This is a genomic window from Paenibacillus sp. BT-177 (assembly GCF_025846815.2).
Lineage (GTDB): Bacteria > Bacillota > Bacilli > Paenibacillales > Paenibacillaceae > Paenibacillus > Paenibacillus polymyxa_C.
Window position 1 is genome coordinate 229746 of record NZ_JAOYTP010000004.1, and the last position, 18379, is coordinate 248124.

The 18379-nt window shown below is 45.4% G+C and carries 21 protein-coding genes; 1 reads left to right on the forward strand and 20 read right to left on the reverse strand.

Annotated features, from left to right (window positions below; translation table 11 throughout):
- Positions 1 to 32: 32 nt before the first annotated feature.
- The 10 genes from proS to OIU26_RS14610 form a co-directional block, all read right to left on the reverse strand.
- Entirely contained in the window at positions 33 to 1481 is a 1449-nt protein-coding gene (proS, locus tag OIU26_RS14565; protein ID WP_013370716.1) for a proline--tRNA ligase, read from the reverse strand.
- Positions 1482 to 1531: 50 nt separating this feature from the next.
- Complete coding sequence (rseP, locus tag OIU26_RS14570) at positions 1532 to 2803, reverse strand: RIP metalloprotease RseP (RefSeq protein ID WP_013370715.1); 1272 nt, start codon at positions 2801 to 2803, stop codon at positions 1532 to 1534.
- 107 nt (positions 2804 to 2910) lie between these two features.
- The gene (locus tag OIU26_RS14575; protein WP_264217235.1) at positions 2911 to 4050 is read right to left on the reverse strand and encodes a 1-deoxy-D-xylulose-5-phosphate reductoisomerase; all 1140 of its coding nucleotides are present in this window, start codon (positions 4048 to 4050) and stop codon (positions 2911 to 2913) included.
- A 145-nt stretch (positions 4051 to 4195) separates the two neighbouring features.
- The gene (locus tag OIU26_RS14580) at positions 4196 to 4987 is read right to left on the reverse strand and encodes a phosphatidate cytidylyltransferase (RefSeq protein ID WP_137078344.1); all 792 of its coding nucleotides are present in this window, start codon (positions 4985 to 4987) and stop codon (positions 4196 to 4198) included.
- Between the two features lie 17 nt (positions 4988 to 5004).
- A complete protein-coding gene (locus OIU26_RS14585) occupies positions 5005 to 5772 on the reverse strand; it encodes an isoprenyl transferase (RefSeq protein ID WP_013370712.1) in 768 nt (255 codons plus the stop codon).
- An 85-nt stretch (positions 5773 to 5857) separates the two neighbouring features.
- Positions 5858 to 6412 (reverse strand): ribosome recycling factor, encoded by a 555-nt coding sequence (gene frr, locus OIU26_RS14590; protein ID WP_014599669.1) that lies wholly within the window; start codon positions 6410 to 6412, stop codon positions 5858 to 5860.
- A complete protein-coding gene (gene pyrH, locus OIU26_RS14595; protein WP_013309918.1) occupies positions 6412 to 7140 on the reverse strand; it encodes a UMP kinase in 729 nt (242 codons plus the stop codon). The genes frr and pyrH overlap by 1 nt, the downstream gene beginning before the upstream one ends.
- 120 nt (positions 7141 to 7260) lie before the next feature.
- Entirely contained in the window at positions 7261 to 7911 is a 651-nt protein-coding gene (tsf, locus tag OIU26_RS14600) for a translation elongation factor Ts (RefSeq protein ID WP_013370709.1), read from the reverse strand.
- 132 nt (positions 7912 to 8043) lie between these two features.
- A complete protein-coding gene (gene rpsB / locus OIU26_RS14605) occupies positions 8044 to 8742 on the reverse strand; it encodes a 30S ribosomal protein S2 (RefSeq protein ID WP_013309916.1) in 699 nt (232 codons plus the stop codon).
- Positions 8743 to 9165: 423 nt separating this feature from the next.
- The gene (locus OIU26_RS14610; RefSeq protein ID WP_264217236.1) at positions 9166 to 9681 is read right to left on the reverse strand and encodes an MFS transporter; all 516 of its coding nucleotides are present in this window, start codon (positions 9679 to 9681) and stop codon (positions 9166 to 9168) included.
- A gap of 44 nt (positions 9682 to 9725) precedes the next feature.
- On the opposite strand from OIU26_RS14610, the gene OIU26_RS14615 reads away from it, so the two are divergent.
- On the forward strand, positions 9726 to 10073 hold the full coding sequence (locus OIU26_RS14615) for a hypothetical protein (RefSeq protein ID WP_264217237.1): 348 nt from the start codon (positions 9726 to 9728) through the stop codon (positions 10071 to 10073).
- 255 nt (positions 10074 to 10328) lie between these two features.
- Here the strand turns inward: OIU26_RS14615 and OIU26_RS14620 are convergent, their stop codons facing one another.
- The 10 genes from OIU26_RS14620 to OIU26_RS14665 all read right to left on the reverse strand — a co-directional run bounded on the left by OIU26_RS14620 (position 10329) and on the right by OIU26_RS14665 (position 18354).
- Entirely contained in the window at positions 10329 to 10976 is a 648-nt protein-coding gene (locus tag OIU26_RS14620) for an endolytic transglycosylase MltG (protein ID WP_040101557.1), read from the reverse strand.
- Positions 10973 to 11497, reverse strand: a complete 525-nt coding sequence (locus OIU26_RS14625) for a DUF6115 domain-containing protein (RefSeq protein ID WP_064963102.1) — start codon at positions 11495 to 11497, stop codon at positions 10973 to 10975. Before OIU26_RS14625 ends, OIU26_RS14620 begins: the two co-directional genes overlap by 4 nt.
- 41 nt (positions 11498 to 11538) lie before the next feature.
- The gene (locus OIU26_RS14630) at positions 11539 to 11859 is read right to left on the reverse strand and encodes a hypothetical protein (RefSeq protein WP_264217238.1); all 321 of its coding nucleotides are present in this window, start codon (positions 11857 to 11859) and stop codon (positions 11539 to 11541) included.
- An 81-nt stretch (positions 11860 to 11940) separates the two neighbouring features.
- A complete protein-coding gene (locus OIU26_RS14635) occupies positions 11941 to 13350 on the reverse strand; it encodes a FapA family protein (RefSeq protein WP_264217239.1) in 1410 nt (469 codons plus the stop codon).
- A gap of 44 nt (positions 13351 to 13394) precedes the next feature.
- A complete protein-coding gene (locus OIU26_RS14640; protein WP_025677638.1) occupies positions 13395 to 14183 on the reverse strand; it encodes a FliA/WhiG family RNA polymerase sigma factor in 789 nt (262 codons plus the stop codon).
- Positions 14184 to 14197: 14 nt separating this feature from the next.
- The gene (locus OIU26_RS14645) at positions 14198 to 14611 is read right to left on the reverse strand and encodes a hypothetical protein (protein WP_013370699.1); all 414 of its coding nucleotides are present in this window, start codon (positions 14609 to 14611) and stop codon (positions 14198 to 14200) included.
- Between the two features lie 2 nt (positions 14612 to 14613).
- A complete protein-coding gene (locus OIU26_RS14650; RefSeq protein WP_013370698.1) occupies positions 14614 to 15111 on the reverse strand; it encodes a chemotaxis protein CheD in 498 nt (165 codons plus the stop codon).
- Complete coding sequence (locus tag OIU26_RS14655) at positions 15104 to 15730, reverse strand: chemotaxis protein CheC (protein WP_013309909.1); 627 nt, start codon at positions 15728 to 15730, stop codon at positions 15104 to 15106. The genes OIU26_RS14650 and OIU26_RS14655 overlap by 8 nt, the downstream gene beginning before the upstream one ends.
- Positions 15731 to 15733: 3 nt before the next feature.
- Positions 15734 to 16195 carry a chemotaxis protein CheW gene (locus tag OIU26_RS14660; protein WP_013370696.1) on the reverse strand — a complete coding sequence of 154 codons (462 nt, stop codon included), beginning with the start codon at positions 16193 to 16195 and terminating at the stop codon, positions 15734 to 15736.
- Between the two features lie 62 nt (positions 16196 to 16257).
- Positions 16258 to 18354, reverse strand: a complete 2097-nt coding sequence (locus OIU26_RS14665) for a chemotaxis protein CheA (RefSeq protein WP_264217240.1) — start codon at positions 18352 to 18354, stop codon at positions 16258 to 16260.
- Positions 18355 to 18379 lie beyond the last annotated feature (25 nt).

Sequence of the window (18379 nt, forward strand, 5' to 3'; positions counted from 1 at the left end):
ATGAAGTAAGTATAGGGTATTGCTCTTCTTTATTAGTACGCCCGTGCGAACACTACTGTATGCTTGGCTGGTTTGCCACAGCACAAACATGTGGTCTTTTGCTCAGTTGTTTTAAACGGTATGTTACGGCTTGTAGCGCCTGTCACTTCTTTAACTTTGTCTTCACATTCTTCAGATCCGCACCAACCAGCCAAAGTAAAGCCACGTTTTTCTTCCATGAGAGTCTTCATTTCATCCAACGTATCGACGGAATAGAAGTTTTCTTCCATGAAGTTCTTCGCACGGTCAAACATCTCTTGTTGTACCTGTGCGAGCATCGCGTGTACTTCTTCAAGCAGATTGTCCTGTTGTACAATTTTTTTCTCACCGCTGATACGGGATACGAGAACACAGACACCGTTTTCCATATCACGAGGGCCGATCTCCAGACGAACCGGTACACCGCGCATTTCATATTCATTAAATTTCCAGCCTGGACTTACATCACTGCGGTCGTCCATTTTAACACGGACACCCGCTTGTTTCAACTCAGCAAACAATTCATCTGCACGAGCGATAACTGCATCACGTTTCTTAGGTGGTCCAATAGGAACCATAATAACCTGCGTAGGTGCCACTTTAGGAGGCAGTGCAAGACCACGGTCATCTCCATGGACCATAATCAAAGCACCGATCAAACGTGTACTTGTTCCCCAAGATGTCGTATGCGCGAATTCCAGGTTGTTTTCACGGCTCAAATATTTAATATCAAATGCTACGGCAAAGTTAGTTCCCATATAGTGGGATGTTCCAGCTTGTACCGCACGTCCATCTCTCATCATCGCTTCCAGTGAAAATGTATCCTTCGCACCTGCGAACTTTTCAGAAGGTGTTTTCTGTCCAGTTATAACCGGAATAGCTAGAACTTCCTCGATGACCTCACGATAAACTTCCAGCATTTTCATCGTTTCTTCACGTGCTTCTTCTTCTGTTTCATGAGCTGTGTGACCTTCTTGCCACAAAAATTCACTTGTTCGCAAGAAAGGCAGCGTACGTTTTTCCCAACGCACCACATTAGCCCATTGGTTAATGAGCACAGGCAGATCACGATAGGATTGAATCCATTTGGAGTACATATGACCGATCATGGTTTCCGAAGTTGGACGGATTGCGAGACGCTCTTCCAGCTTTTCCCCACCAGCCTCAGTCACCCATGGCAGTTCAGGATTAAATCCCTCCACATGCTCTTTTTCTTTTTGGAAAAAGCTTTCTGGGATAAACATTGGAAAATAAGCATTGCGATGTCCCGTTTCCCTGAAACGTACGTCCATAGCTTCCTTAATGTGCTCCCAAATCTCAAAACCATCGGGACGAAATACAATACACCCGCGAACCGGCGAGTAATCCATCAGTTCTGCTTTTTTAATAACATCAATATACCATCGGGAAAAATCTTCGCTCTGCGGCGTGATTTCCTCGACAAACTGTTTATCGTTCGACATAGAAATGCATGTCCTCCCATACAGACCATTTTTATAATGTCCGTCTCTAATTAACCATTAATTAAGCGTAAAATATCGTTATACGTGACCGCAATCATAAGTAGGAATAGCATAGCAAAACCAACGAAATGGACCATTCCTTCCCTGCTCGGATCAACAGGACGTCCTCTTACCGCCTCAACCCCAAGGAAAACAAGTCTACTTCCATCCAAAGCCGGAATAGGCAATAGATTGAATATCCCCAGATAAAGACTCATGATCGCAGTCCAATATGTCAACTGCTCAATGCCTTGCTTAGCAATTTGTCCCGTCACTTCAAAAGTACGTACGGGGCCTCCCAGGTCATTGATAGAAAAACGTTGGATAAGCTGGCTAAATCCTTGAAAAATAATATCTGTCGTTCTGACCATGGATTGTCCGGCAAATTTGAATGTTTCCCCAACACCTGCTTGGCGTTTTGGAAGTTCAGGCACAATGCCCACCTTGCCACCCTTTTGTCCTTCCATTGCACGAGGTGTAATAGTAAGATCAAAGGTTTTATCATCACGGCGAACTGTCCACTTCATCGGCTTGTCTTGAGAATCCGCAATCAGTTTGATCATGTTTTCAACATTCGCACCAATTGCAACTCCGTTCACCGATTCAATGATATCTCCCTTATGCAAATCAGCTTCAGCAGCAGGCATACCTGCTGTAATTTCACTAATTTGAACATAAGTTGGGTTGTCCACTTGTATGCCGACCATCTGGATATGCAGACCAAACAGAATAAAGGCAAGAATAAAATTCATCAGTGGTCCAGCAAATATAGCCATCGCACGCTGTCCTACTGTTTTACTCCCATACTGTCGATCCTTCGGTGCAATTTGAATGGATTGTCCTTTGGTTACCATCATCGCTTGTGGATGCACAGTATATTGCTGATCTTCGCCATCCACATCTAATTTTACAGTTAGCGCTTGTTCCAGATCAATATCCAACACTTCACCGCGCACAACATTCTTGCGGTTATCCAGTTGGTCCAAATAGATGGTCTTAACGACGCCATCTGTTACGCGTACAGCAATCGTTTGTCCGGTTTCAATTTCATTGACCTCCGGATCCTCTCCCGCCATGCGGGCAAAACCACCGAACGGCAGCAACCGTAGTGTAAATCGTGTCTCGTTTCTTTTATAAGAGAACAGTTTCGGACCGAAACCGATCGCAAACTCCCGTACCAGAATCCCGGCGCGTTTGGCAAAATAATAATGCCCCCATTCATGCACCGTCACTATGACGAAAAACATGAGCACCGTCATCAACACTATTTGAATCGTTTCCAATCGTTTCCGTTCCCCTTTCAATGAGATCAAGTTTGTCTTCCTAGATTATCATTATTCTCCGAACCCGCACAAGAGAATCACAATTCGTTCTTGACCCCAACATTAGCCTACAACTTCGCAGCTATACTACGAGTTTCGCGGTCACAGGTTTCAATCGCAGACAAATCAGGATCAGCCATATTGACATGCTGTTCGAGCACCTGTTCAATAATAGCTTCAATATGCAGAAAAGAAATTTCTCCACGCAAGAAACGGGCAACAGCAATCTCATTAGCAGCATTAAATGCGGTCGGTGCTGTACCACCCATTTTACCACATTCGAAGGCAAGCCTTAAACAAGGAAAACGATTAAAATCCATTTCCTTAAAGTGGAGTTTTCCCACTTCAGCCAGTGACAGAGGCTTTGCCGGAGACTTCATTCGCTTAGGGTAAGTCAATGCATATTGAATGGGTACTCTCATGTCCGGGTTCCCAAGTTGAGCAACAATGCTTGTATCCTGAAACTCGACGTAGGAGTGAATAATGCTTTCCGGATGAAGCAACACATGGATCTGCTCATAGCTAAGTCCGAACAGCCAATGTGCCTCAATGACTTCCAGCCCTTTGTTTACCATCGTTGCTGAATCAATTGTAATTTTGGCCCCCATTGACCAATTAGGATGCTTAAGTGCATCTTCCACAGTAACTTCACGCAGCTGTTCCCTTGTCAAATCTCGAAAAGAACCGCCTGATGCTGTGAGGGTAATATGTGCCACATCTTTCATACGCTCACCATTCAGACATTGGAAAATAGCTGAATGCTCACTGTCAATCGGCAGCAACGGCACTCCTTTCGCCCGAGCTCGCGCAGTGACCAGATGACCAGCAGTAACCAGTGTTTCCTTGTTAGCCAAACCGATCTGTTTTCCAGCCTCAATCGCGGCCAGCGTGGAGTGCAATCCGACACTGCCCATTACAGCCGTCACAACCATATCCGCCTCTGTATTCTCGGCCAGCTCAACAAGTCCTTCATTTCCCCAGTGTAGTTCGATTCCAGAAGGCAGTAAAGGACGAATTTCATCCGCTAACTGCTGAGTACCGACAGACACTTTTTTAGGATGATAGAGATGTGCCTGCTCAGCAAGTAACTTTACATTGGAGCCGCCTGCTAAAGCCTCAACAGTGAACTGATCTGGGTGCATGGACACCACATCCAGTGTTTGAGTTCCAATAGAGCCGGTTGAACCAAGTACCGTAATTCTTTTCATGATGCACCTTCCTATCCTGAAAATCACTTTAATCAGGAGCTCATTGTTTGTTACCCAGGCAACTATACAGCTGCTACCATCCTTCTAATAGCGCAGGAGGAACAACATAAAGGTTGATCCTGAGCATAAGTTGTAATTACCAGACTCATGGAAGCAGCATCAGCATATGTACAAATGGAAAAACGACAATCCAGCTGTCGCAGCGGTCTAGTATACCACCGTGTCCTGGCAGCAGATTACCAGAATCTTTAATGCCGTACACTCGTTTGTATGCAGATTGTACCAAATCGCCCAGTTGTCCCACAACAGCACATGACAAACCGATGCCAAAGGCTTTACCCCAGGGCAGCAGTCCACCTGATAATCCAGCGAATACCAGAGCTATAACCAAAGCTAAAACAACTCCGCCAATGGACCCTTCGACCGTTTTGTTTGGACTAATCGCAGGCCATAGCTTCGTCTTTCCTACCATTTTGCCTACAAAATATGCCCCTGCATCACTTGCCCAAATACAAGACAACAACAAAAAAGTCCATAACAGTCCATGTTCCATATGACGTGATTCTGCAATATACGAAAATCCAAATCCTATATATACAGTACCAAGAAATAGTATAGCTACCGTTTGAATTGGGATTTTATTTTTCGTTCCTACCGTGATCATCATAAACACTATCATTACCAACCAAAGCAAACTGGCAAAGGATAGCGGTGTGTGTAAACCCAGAGGTTGATATGGGAATACAAATGCTAATATGCTTACGTAGCCAAGCATTGCCGTACCTCCAAAAGGAGATACCTGCGTCATTCGTGCGAACTCATAAAATCCGATTAGGGCCATCACCAATATAAGCAAATGGTAGGCCAAGCCGCCCCACAGGACCATTGCCAAAAAGAATATGCCTGCCAGAATACCGGTAATTAATCTCTGTCTCAACGGCTTTCATCCTCCATTTACTTCAGTCCGCCATACCGTCGTGATCTTTTCTGATATTCGATCACTGCTTCGTATAAATGCTCTTTTTTAAACTCGGGCCAATAAATATCAGTAAACCACAACTCACTATATGCAAGCTGCCAAAGCATAAAATTACTGAGTCTAAGTTCCCCGCTTGTTCGAATCAATAAATCAGGATCTGGCATACCAGTAGAAAGCAATGTGTTGCCAATTAGCTCAGATGTTATATCTTCCGGCTTCAGCTTTCCATCCTCAATTTGTCGGCCCAATGCTTGCATGCACTCTGTGATTTCCAACCGACTGCCATAATTTAATGCAAAATTAAGTACAAGTCCGGTATTATTTTCAGTACGTCGAGTCGCTTCAGTCAGCGCTTCAACGGTATGGGAAGGTAAATGTTCCTTGTTCCCCATCATACGCACTTGCACATTTTTTTCAATCAGCTCATCCAGCTCAATTGCCAAAAATTCTTGAGGCAATTTCATTAGAAAATCAACTTCGTCCTTTGGACGCGTCCAATTCTCAGTTGAAAAAGCAAATAAAGTTAAATACTTAATACCCAGTTCATCCGCTGCAATTGCTGTGCGTTTCACTGCCTTCATTCCATTTTGATGCCCTACAATCCGCGGCATTCCAATCCGTTTGGCCCATCTGCCGTTCCCATCCATGATGACAGCAACATGCTGCGGAATATTGTCTTTTGAAATGGCCGGTGTTTGCTGTTTTTGTTCCCCGTTCCACCAAGACCGAACCCGTTTGATCATTCCAGTTCCTCCAGCATTCTCTGAAAATGTGCCTCAGGCTTGAAAAGAGACAAACCCCACCGTAAGGGAGGGGCTGCCAATCTTTTTAAACTTCCATAATTTCTTTTTCTTTTGCAGCTAAAACTTTATCCACTTCAGCGATAAACTTATCAGTCGTCTTCTGGATATCTTCCTGATGCTTACGAGATTCGTCCTCGGAAATATCACTTTTCTCCATTTTTTTAATATCATCGTTTGCATCACGACGAATGTTACGAATAGCGATTTTTGCTTCTTCACCGCTCTTTTTCGTTAGCTTCACCAAATCAGTTCTGCGTTCCTCCGTTAAAGCGGGAATACTCAGACGAATGGTGTTACCATCATTCGAAGGTGTCAAACCCAAATCGGATTTTTGGATAGCGCGTTCGATATCAGCCAAAGAAGATTTGTCCCAAGGCTGAATCATCAAGGTCCGACTGTCAGGTGTATTGATATTCGCCAGCTGATTGACTGGAGTCATTGCGCCGTAATATTCAACCTGCACACGGTCCAGTAATGCTGGTGTTGCCCGTCCTGCACGCAAAGAGGCAAGATCACGTTGCAATGCCTGGATTGCTTTTTGCATGCGCTCTTCAGCGCTCTTTTTCACAGATTGTGGCATTAATTTACACTCCCTTTGACGATCGTACCAATTTTTTCACCCAGTACGACACGTTTAATGTTACCTTGCTCTGTAATAGCAAAGACAATCAACGGAATATTGTTATCCATGCACAGCGAGGAAGCTGTAGAATCCATGACACCAAGATTTTTATTAAGCACATCCAAATACGTGAGCTGCTCATATTTTTCAGCTGTGCTATCTTTAAACGGATCGGCGGAGTACACACCATCTACTTTATTTTTAGCCATCAGAATCACTTCTGCTTCGATCTCTGCAGCACGCAAAGCAGCTGTAGTATCAGTCGAGAAGAACGGATTACCCGTACCTGCAGCAAAAATTACGACCCGACCTTTTTCCAGATGACGAATAGCTCTACGGCGAATGTAAGGTTCTGCAATCTGTTGCATCGCGATGGACGTTTGTACACGCGTAGGCACTTCAATCTGTTCCAAAGCATCCTGTAGAGCCAATGAGTTCATCACGGTTGCAAGCATACCCATGTAATCTGCCGTTGCCCGGTCAATCCCATTGGCACTTCCAGCAATACCACGCCAGATATTACCGCCTCCACACACAATAGCAACTTCTACTCCTAGTTCCACCACGTCCTTAACTTGTTCAGCAATCGACGCAATTGTATCCGCATCAATACCGTAACCGTTAGGACCTGACAGCGACTCCCCACTAACTTTCAGAACAACACGTTTAAATACAGGTTTTTCCAAATGATCACCCTCCAATTTCATATATTATTTATGTAACAGGATAGGTGTCCTGTTGCAAGAAATGGAACACTGATGTGTTCCATTTCTGTTTATTCATATGCATTTACCGATCGTTGGTAATTATTGTTTCACTTGAGACATAACTTCTTCGTAGAAGTTGTCTTCTTTTTTCTCCAGACCTTCACCCAGTTCGAAACGAACAAAGCGACGTACGGAGATGTTTTCACCAATCGTACTGATTTTCTCGTTGATCAGTGTTGAGATTGTTTTGTCTGGATCTTTAATGAAAGATTGCTCCAGCAAGCAGAATTCTTCGTAGAATTTACCGATACGGCCTTCAACCATTTTTTCAACGATTTTTTCTGGTTTACCTTCGTTCAAAGCTTGTGCTTTTAGGATTTCTTTTTCTTTTTCAATCTCTTCCTGTGGCACTTCTTCGCGACGAACATAACGAGGGTTCGATGCAGCGATATGCATTGCAATGTCACGAACAAAATCTTTGAACTGGTCAGTTTTCGCTACGAAGTCTGTTTCGCAGTTTACTTCTACCAGCACGCCGATACGGCCGCCAGCATGGATGTAGGATTCAACAACGCCTTCAGTAGCAATACGGCCCGCTTTGTTGGCTGCAGCTGCAAGTCCTTTTTCACGCAGAACTTCAACCGCTTTTGTCAAATCACCATTTGCTTCTTCAAGCGCTTTTTTGCAATCCAGCATTCCTGCGCCTGTTTTTTCACGAAGCTCTTTTACTGCGCTAGCATTAACTGCCATATTATTTCCCTCCAAATTTGATATTCAGTGATATATACGAGCTTTATTCCTTAAAAAAAGGGTAGTGAGAGGTTTTCCACCTACCAACCACCCTTTTCATTTAATTCGTATAGGTATTTCCGATCGGAAATATTATGCTGTAGTTTCTTCGCCTTGGTTAGCTTCCATAACTGCATCAGCCATTTTACCTGTCAGCAATTTAACAGCGCGGATCGCGTCGTCATTACCTGGGATAACATAGTCGATTTCGTCTGGATCGCAGTTTGTATCAACGATACCTACGATTGGGATACCCAATTTGCGAGCTTCAGCAACCGCGATACGTTCTTTGCGCGGATCAATGATGAACAGAGCACTTGGAAGGCCCTTCATGTTTTTGATACCACCCAAGAATTTTTCAAGACGATCTTTTTCTTTGCGAAGAATGATAACTTCTTTTTTAGGAAGAACAGCAAATGTACCATCTTCTTCCCAAGCTTCCAATTGTTTCAAACGATCAATACGCTTTTGAATGGTTTGGAAGTTAGTCAGTGTACCACCCAACCAGCGTTGGTTGATGTAGAATTGACCAGCGCGAGCTGCTTCTTCTTTAACGGAATCTTGTGCTTGTTTCTTCGTGCCTACGAACAGGATTGTACCATTCTCAGCTGCAATGCTTTTTACGAAGTTGTAAGCTTCCTCAACCTTTTTCACTGTCTTTTGCAAGTCAATGATGTAAATACCGTTTCTTTCAGTGAAGATATAACGATCCATTTTCGGGTTCCAGCGACGTGTTTGGTGACCAAAGTGAACCCCAGCTTCCAAAAGCTGTTTCATGGAGATTACTGCCATCTTCACGCACCTCCTAAGTTTGGTTTTTTTGTGTGTCCTCCGCCGACATCATTTTTTATAAAGACTTCCTACTTGGAAGCACCCTCTATAAAATTAACCGACGTGCGTTTTTAACACCGTCAATTAATATACCATAACACTTGCAGCGTTGCAACCAGCTTTTCGACAATAGTCGAAACCGTGTGAAAAACGTCCTGTACACTTCCATCTGCCTGGCTTCTTAGCAAAATGTTTGTGAAAATAAAGTGTTAGACTCTCGCACTGCATTGAACGGGCAGGATAGTTCCAATATGTGCCCTGTTAGCCGCATCTGTGCTAGTCTTTTATATATAGATGACACCATGCTGGGCGTACCAGCAAAAAGCCTTGACCGACTAATGGCCAAGGCTTTTTGCACACGAATGAAATCGTACCGATTCGCGATTAGTGACCCATCATCGCCAGGTCCGGGTTGTCCCCGTCGGCGGTACCTTCTTCCTGCTGTTGCGGTTTACGCAAAAGGAGCGACAGAGCTACACCCGCAGTCATAAGACACGCGGATAGGAAAAACGTATCGCCATAACCCGCAACGACAGCATTCAGCGGATTCGCGTCCGCTCCCGCATTTGCGGTGTGGGAAGTGATTTGCGACGTCAGATAACCTGTCAGACCCGCGACCGCGAACGAGAAAACAACTTGCTGAGCTGCTGTTGTCAATGGTGTGACTCGGCTCACCAGGCGGCGAGGTGCAGAGTTCAGAACATACGTGTTGAGCGGCATCATGGAGAAGCCCATTCCGAGAACCATGGTGCAGATGCATAAAATAATAACCCAGAGCGAAGGATCCACAGATATATTGGACAAGATGAATAGAGAAATGGATACGATGGCAAGACCGGCGAAGGCGAGCGGACGCGCACCGATCTTGTCGAACAGCCGGCCGCTGATCGGGTTGCGCATAACGCATAAGGCATCAGGATCCAGCCGGTTTCAAGGACGGTGTAGTGCATGACGCCTTGCAGGTACAGCGGTACGATCAGCATTGCGCCGAACAACGCGAGCTGTACGATCCACGTCAAAATGATGCTGCGTGTAAAATCAGACGATTTGAACGCTTTCAGCTCCAACAGCGGCTGCTTCTGTGCCAGTTCCACGAAAATGAAAAGGATGAGCGCAATGCCGCCGATGGTCAAGCCCGTGATCGTCGAAGCCTTGGACCAGCTGGTGCCGCCTTCGCTTACACCATACGCCAGCATGGAGAAGGCGATCGGCGCGAGGCACATGCCGATGACGTCCAGATTCGGCGCCTCATGACGGCCGGATTTCGGCAAATATTTATACCCGAGAATTAAGACGATAATGCCCCCTCCTCGCTAGAGCTACATTGATCCGGATTGAGGGCAGTTTTAACAATACATCTTGGTGTAAGCCGCAATGAGATGACCTTTGAATTCTTCAGGGGTCTTTTTTTATATCCACTAGCTCTGAATTGCAATAGACTATGTTGTAAGCCATTATGGGGGGTCATTCCCGCTTTTGAACTAAACACTAAGAAAATTCTTTATTCGCATCGAAAAAAATAAAAAGCCGTCCTCTTCCCGATTAGGTCAGTTGGACGGCTTCTTCGTTATTTTAGTAATAATAGAACTGAAATCCTCACCTTTAGCAAACTGATAGGTGCCTGTACGAATTTTGGTATTGATTTTTTTAGCCTTAGCGGCTGCCTCAAATGCACTAGCATCCGATACGACTCCAGCCCGTTCCAATCCAGATGCCACACTTCTTAAATTACTCCCCGATGCAATGCTATATTGCACTTGTGGGGTGGCAGGCTGCTTGGGAATATCGGGAGTGGTTGTAGTACCAGCTCTTTGAGTTTGTGGCTTGTTCGGACTTTGTGGTACCGACGTGCTAGTCGAAGGCTTAGAAGCAGCCGAGGATGTGCTGTTTGCAGGTACCTTTGGTGTTGAAGGCGTTTGAGCTGGTTTAGCCTTTTGAGGTGCAACGGGAGTCTTGTTGCCTTCCTTGATCAGCTTATTACGCCATTCCTCTTCTGTCATTTTCGGATCAGAACTGTCACTGATCTGAAGATTTAACTCGGCTGCTGCCTTCTCTAGTTGTTCTCGCGTCATGTTTTTCGGGTCTGTCGAAGATTGCTGCGACTGCCCCTGACCAATTATTGCCAGTTGCAACAACAATGCCCCCATTATAAGCCCCGTACCCATGCCTAACATAAATGAGCGGTTTTTGATCATGTCACATCCTCCCGTTCCGCGAGTTGTAATATGAGCTGTACTTCGCCCCGCTGGATGCCTGATTGCTTGGCTATATAATCCACCGACTTGCCTTGCTCATGCATCGCGAACAACTCTTGATAACGATCTCGGATGGACTCTTGTTCCTGCTCAGTTTGAGGCTCTTGCAAAGCCGTTTGCTCCTCCAAAGTTACAATAGAAGCTTCTGAATCTGAGTTTGGCATAGAGATGGTCGCAAGCATTGCCTGACGCTCAAGCTCCACAATACGATTCCGAAGCTCAGCTACTTGCTCCTGTAATGCTGCCTGCTTAACCGCGTGCTCCTGCTTCATACCAGATACGAGTTCAATCAACTCGTCATTGTCGTTTTCAATATCGGCCATATATTGCTCCAATGTAGCCTCAACCTTTTGAACGACGGCCTCTTCTGTTCCCCGGCTTGGCTGGCGCTTTGGCATAAGCCAGGCGTAGACAACAGCTGCGGCTCCCAGCAGAACAATATAAATCCATGGTTGATCCACTGCCCATCGTCTCCTTTTATAACGCTTCTCCACCCATCGGATCAGAGCGAAAAATCAATATGATGTCCCTTATACGGATGCTCTGCCGGATGCTCCTTAGGCAGCTCAGTCTCATCTGAGCGGGAGCGACTCTGCTGGGAAGAATCTCTGCTCTGCTCACCTGTTTGCCTCTCACCGACGAATGTTTCTGCAGACTGGTCTATGGCACCGCTTCGCTGACGCATGTTCTCCGTCTCCAGCGCAGCCTTTTGTCCAAGTAATGCCTGGTCATTCATCGGTCGCTGCTGAGACTCACTATGGTATTTCCCTGCTTCACTAGTGCGAGGTACAGCAATTTGCAATTCAACAGCCTTCAAGCTCATTGGACCACACCCTTTCCGATTGGGCATCCGTATCAGACTACCAAGAAATATAATAAATTGAATTATTATCAGTGTAATGAATTACATGTAGGAGGACATGCTGATATCTCCCTCATGGTAATAAAACGCCATTCTTTCCAAAGAATCTTTAATAAATTTTGTATATCTGCCGATAACTATCTTAGAGCCACCATAAATCACATTTTTCACTTCTACCCGGGCGCGGCTCGTATCTTCTAAAGTTCGTTCTATTTCAAGCATTCTGGACTTGGTTTCCAAAAGTTCCTGTTCATTGGATTTTTTAGTAGATGTCAGCTTGATTCGCATAGCCATTCTATCAGGTGCGAGCTGACCGGCAGCCGCTAGCTGATCCAATATTGTGAGAGCCTTGTTCGTTTTATCCTGGCTGTCTGTCTGCTGCTTCAATCGTGCGCGGAGTTCTGTCAGCTCATCACGCAGTTCGGGAAGCACACCCACTTCGATATTGGTAGCTGTGGACATCGTATTACCGACGGTACGAGCCACTACCTTTTTACCAGCTTGTACACTGCCACCTACGATAAGCCCTTTTGTCCCTTCGCAGATTACATTATTACTCGCTTTGATCTGGGAATGCATGATACTCTGGGATACAAGTACATCGGCTCCCGCGATCACGTTACCATCTTGTATAAACGAGCATTTCACATTTTGTGCAGCTTTCACGAATCCTTTATGGTATCCGATAATCCCCCCGCTGATTTCCACTGAGCCATCCGCCTCAATTTCAGCGCCTTCCACACCGCCAATGACACGAATGTCACCAGCCGCCCGAACGCGAAAACCTGTCAAGACATTCCCGCGAATGACGACGGTTCCAACAAAATCAATGTTACCGACGCTATAATCGACATCCCCGTTCACTTCATACACAGGGAACACATTAAGCTTGCCCTTTTCAGTTGTAGTCACTAAACCATCAATAGCCGCATACATCGCAACGCCTTCCGGATGGATCACTACATTTTTGCCAACTTTAAAACGTGCCTCTTTACCTGGAAGAAAAGGAATTTCCTCTCCGGTTACAGCAATTCCTGGTACACCTGGCAGAGGATCCACCCGTTCGGCAATCAGTTGTCCACGTTTTACATTTCTTAAACGAGTTAATTCTTTATAATCTACCCGTCCATCCACAGTTTCAAGTGGCTTATGTGCATCTTCACCGGTCACAATATCGGCCAGATTAATTTTTCCGTCTGTACCGTGGATCGGCTGCTTTCCCTGTGCAATCAGTAATTTCCCGAAGAAATGATCTTCCGGATTTGCCGCAAATGTGCAAATTGCATCGGTAATTACACCGTAGGATATTTTTTGGTTGCTTAGAAAACGTTCTAATTCTTCCACAGAACAGGCAAAGCCTTCTTCACGTTTGGCAAACTCCAAGTAGGCGGATTGTTTGTCAGGTGAGACAATCACTTTTAAAAACTGATCCAAAGCATACTGCTTCTCCACATGGGTGCTCCTTCCGTCTAACTGTTACTGTAACCTCCCGTACGTTAATCTTTACGCATTAGCAAATCCCGTTGTTTGTCCAGTGTCGCTCTCAGACGTAATATTGCTTTGGAATGCAACTGAGAAATTCGCGAAGGAGAAAGTGACATGACCTCAGCAATTTCGCTGAGTGACAGATCCTCGTAATACAATAAAGAAACAACGATACGCTCTTTTTCAGTTAATTTATCAATGCCTTGTGCCAAGGCATCACGAAGTGTGAATTCATTGACCTTATGGTCCGGATTTTTCGCCTTTTCGTCCACCAACAGGGAAAGCCGTGTTTCCGACTCTTCTTCGCGGATCGGGTCCTCCAATGAAACAATCGACATCACGGCGACCTCCTGGATCATACTTTGAAACTCTTTCTCGGAGACGTCCAAATAATGACTCATCTCTTCGTCGCTTACTGTGCGTAAATATCTTTGTTCTAGATGCTGGTAGGCGTCTTCGATTTTTTTCGCTTTTTCCCTAACTGAACGAGGAACCCAATCTCCTTGACGAAGGCCATCCAAAATTGCTCCACGAACACGCCAAGAAGCATAAGTCTCAAACTGCAAACCACGCTCATAATCAAATTTCTCTAAAGCATCAATCAAACCCATAACACCGTTGCTCGCCAGATCATCCTTGGATACATTTTTAGGTAAGCCTACTGCAAGACGACCCGACACATACTCCACAATATGAAGATACTTTTCAATTAACTGTTTCTTCGCTTCCTTGTCACCGTGTTCTTTCCATTGCTCCCACAGGTCGGAATGGTTCAAATGAGCGGCTTTTCGCTCGTTCATCGGCTTCACCCTCCTTATTTGTCTGTCAGGTGACGAACGGCCTTGGCCAATTCTTCAGGGTCCTTGTTGGAAACCAGCTTGGGTGGGTTTAAAGGTGCAAAACCATTATTCCCCTCGTCCGTCTGCTCTGGTTTCGGTTTCAGCAATTCATTCAGGTTTTCATTTTCGTCTGGTGTCGTCAAGTCCAGATTTCCCCCTACGCCATCTACCTGAGAGCTTGCCCGATCTTGGGCATTACCCAGATCTGGCCGCGCTACCACACCCAGTGTCCAGCGCAGCACAAATGCAAGTAGGAACCAAAAAACGAAGGCGATTAAGCCACGAATTAAGCTCGTGGTCAGCAGATTGCTGCCAACGGACAACACAAAAGTCAGAATAAATCCGACTACTCCAGACCAAAGATTAATGCGTAAGCTACCAAATAACATGTTTATAATTCCTTTACACCTTTTTGTACGCTTCGAATATTCAAAACGCCAGTTTCAGAGTTTAACTCAATCGTTCGTCCATAATTGCCACCCGTATCTTCCGCAATTAAAGGAATGCCCAGATCTACAAGCATTTCCTTGCACGATTCTACATTGCGCGGGCCAATCCGCATGGTGTCTCCGCTACCCGCAAAGGCAAACATTTGCGCTCCTCCTGCCATTTTGGCAATCAGTCTGCGCCGTTCAGCACCCAGTTTCAACATTCGCTCCAACAACTCTGGCAGTGCTGTATCTGCATATTTGGCAATATTCAACTGCCCTTCACGCGCAATATCCGAGGACGGTAACATCACATGTGCCATGCCTGCCAGTTTCAAATGAGGATCATAGAGGGTCAATCCGACGCAGGAGCCAAGTCCTGTCGTGCGAATCGAGTTCGGGTTGCTGGTAACATTTAAATCTGCCATGCCGACTTTAATGATGCTTTTATCCTCAATCATCGTTCATCGGGACTCCTAACGACCTAAAGATTTTCCCGAACGATTCTGGATCAGGAATCAGGAAAAATTGACCCTCAATCTGATTCTGCCCTTCCAGAAACGATGTGTCAATCAATAAAGCAGCATCCCCCATCTGCCCAAACTGCAGCAGTCCGTAGCTGAGAATGGCTCCTGCCATATCCAGTGCCAGCGCAGGGACTGTTGGATACATGGATAAACGTGTGAAATCCGCCAACGAAGAAAGGTAGGAGCCTGCTAAAATGTTACCGATCTCCGACAGAGCTGAATGCTCCATTTCGTTAAAGCTATCCTCGTCATCCGAAGGAATATTCGCCAAACGGGAAAGTAAGCTTTTCGCCGCCTGAGGTTGCAATATGAAGAATAGATTACCAGGGGCTTCCCCTTCGACTCTAAAAAATATTGCAACAACAAGTTGTTCATTTCCGCCGACTTTGTCCGCAATTTCCTCAAAGGGCAGCATTTGCACTTTGGGTACACCCATATCGACTGGTTTATTGAGAAGCCGGGAGAGCGCTGTAGCAGCGTTCCCCGAGCCAATGTTGCCGACTTCTTTCAAAACATCCAACTTGAAGTCTTCAAGATTTCCTAAATTTTCCATATATTAATCCTCTAAACCTTCCAGTTGGTTCATTTCGCTACGGTTCAAAACTTCGGACAAGTTCAGCATAATCAACAGGCGTTCTTCACCAATTTTAGCAACTCCGCGAAGGTATTTCGCCTTAACTCCGCCAACCACTTCCGGTGGTGTCTCAATGTTGTCAGTATTCAGGTCAATTACATCATTCGCTGAATCCACGATAAAGCCGACTTGCATTTCGCCCACAGCAACGATAATAATACGGGTTTGATCGGTATATTCAGCTTCAGGTAATCCAAAACGGCCACGAAGATCAATAACCGGAATAACCACGCCTCTCATGTTGAATACGCCTTTAACAAAATCGTAAGTTCTCGGAACTCGTGTAATCGGCACCATGCGTTCAATAGATTGGACTTTTTCTACTTCAACACCGTATTCTTCTTCACCAAGCTTAAATACGATAACTTTAATTTCTTCTCCCATGTCTAAAAACCCTCCTTATTGATGTCAGCAATCTCACATTTCTTTCATTTTTAATGAAGACATTATTTAATGAAAACATTCGGGTCAATGATCAAAGCAACCTGACCGTCACCCAGAATCGTAGCACCTGAAATTCCTTGGATGTTTGGAAGATACTTGCCCAGATTTTTAAGGACGATTTCACTTTGTCCCAAAAAGTCCTGTACGGAAAGAGCTGCCAGACGGTCTCCCTTACGGATGACCACGACCTCTGTCTCTTCTTCTTCATCTTCGTTGAAGTCCGGTACCTCAAAAAGCTGACTCAAGGAGATAAGCGGGATATGAGAATCGCGGAAAGCAATCATCTTATTGCCATGCACAGAACGGATTTGCTTACGTTTGACGATCGCAGTTTCCACAATGGAAGATAAAGGAATCGCATATTTTTCAGAACCGATCTGTATCATCATGGCTGCAATAATGGATAGAGTCAGCGGCAATTGTACAGAGAAATTAGTGCCCTGGCCCAATGTGGAGTGAACCGTAACATTACCACCCAAAGCAGTGATTTTGGATTTAACAACATCCAGACCGACACCGCGTCCTGATACGTCTGAAATGACTGCAGCTGTACTAAAGCCTGGAGCAAACAATACTTGATAAGCTTCCTCGTCGGTCATTGAAGCTGCTTGTTCTACTGTCAAAATCCCTTTGGAAATAGCACTGTTTAGTACCTTTTCACGGTTAATCCCGTTCCCATCATCCTCAATCTCGATAAATACGTTATTACCGCTATGAAAAGCACGCAGTTGAACCGTTCCAGTTTCTGGTTTGCCAGCTGCAATCCGGTCGGCCACTGACTCGATGCCATGATCCACGGAGTTACGAAGCAAATGCACCAGAGGATCGCCAATTTCGTCGATAACAGTCCGATCCATTTCAGTCTCTGCTCCAGTAATAACCAATTCCAGTTTTTTATCCAGCGACTTGGCCAGATCGCGAACCATACGCGGGAAACGGTTGAAAACAGTATCTACAGGTACCATCCGCAATTTAAGAACAACATTTTGCAAATCACTGCTCACACGACTCATATGCTCAACCGTTTCTGTCAGTGCTGGATTGGAAGCCTCACTGGCTAACTGTTCTAAACGCACACGGTCAATGAGCAACTCGCTGAATAAATTCATAAGTACATCCAGACGTTCAATATCTACGCGAATCGTACGGTTGTGCGTAGGAGCAGCCGCCTTGGCTGCTGGCGCTTTACCTGCAGCTGGCTTGGCGACAGAGGCCGCAGCTGAAGACTGCGGCTGGGATGGAGCGGTTGGCTGCATGGCAACTGGTGCTTCCTGTACCGCCGCTGTCTCAGCGAGTCCAGCAGTAACTTCGCTCATTTGTTTAAGGGATTCCTGATCCAGTTGTACCACTGAGACAGTGTCAATTTCAGAGATACCCGCGATTTCCTTTTCCAGCTCCCCAACTTCTTTCTGCGTTATGTAATATAACGAGAAGCTTTGTTCGAATTTTTCCTGCTCGATATCCTGTACGGATGGATAGGCCTTGACAATTTCACCAGAGTTTTCCAATGCGTTAAATACCATAAAGGCACGTGCTGCCTTCAGCTGGCTCTCTGAACTGATTGTTACCTGTATATAGTGAACACGATGCCCTTCTGAAATCGATTGCTCCAGTACAGAATACTGGAATTGGTCCAAAACCAATCCAGCACTATCGTTAGTGCCCGCTTTTGTAGAAGGAGACTCCTCAGTGGCGGCATTTGAGCCGGACTTAAGGAAATCCCCGCTCACGATGGATTGTAATGAAGATACAATAGAGGAGACATCCGCTTTTCCATCGCCCCCCTCTGTAATGTGCTGCACCATGGATTCCAGGGCATCCAAACCTTTAAATAAGGTATCGAATATAAATTCATGCATCGCCAGCTTGTTGTTACGTACCAGATCAAGAACGTTTTCCATTTGGTGAGTGAGCGATGCCAGGTCTTCAAACCCCATCGTAGCAGCCATTCCTTTGAGGGTATGGGCAGAACGGAAAATCACCTGAACGATGCCTAGATCGGTTGGGTTGCTTTCCAGTTGAAGCATATTTTCGTTAAGAGATTGCAGATGATCATTCGACTCATCAATAAACATGTTTAAATATTGGTTCATGTCCATTGTGAGACACCTCCTCCATGAGTTA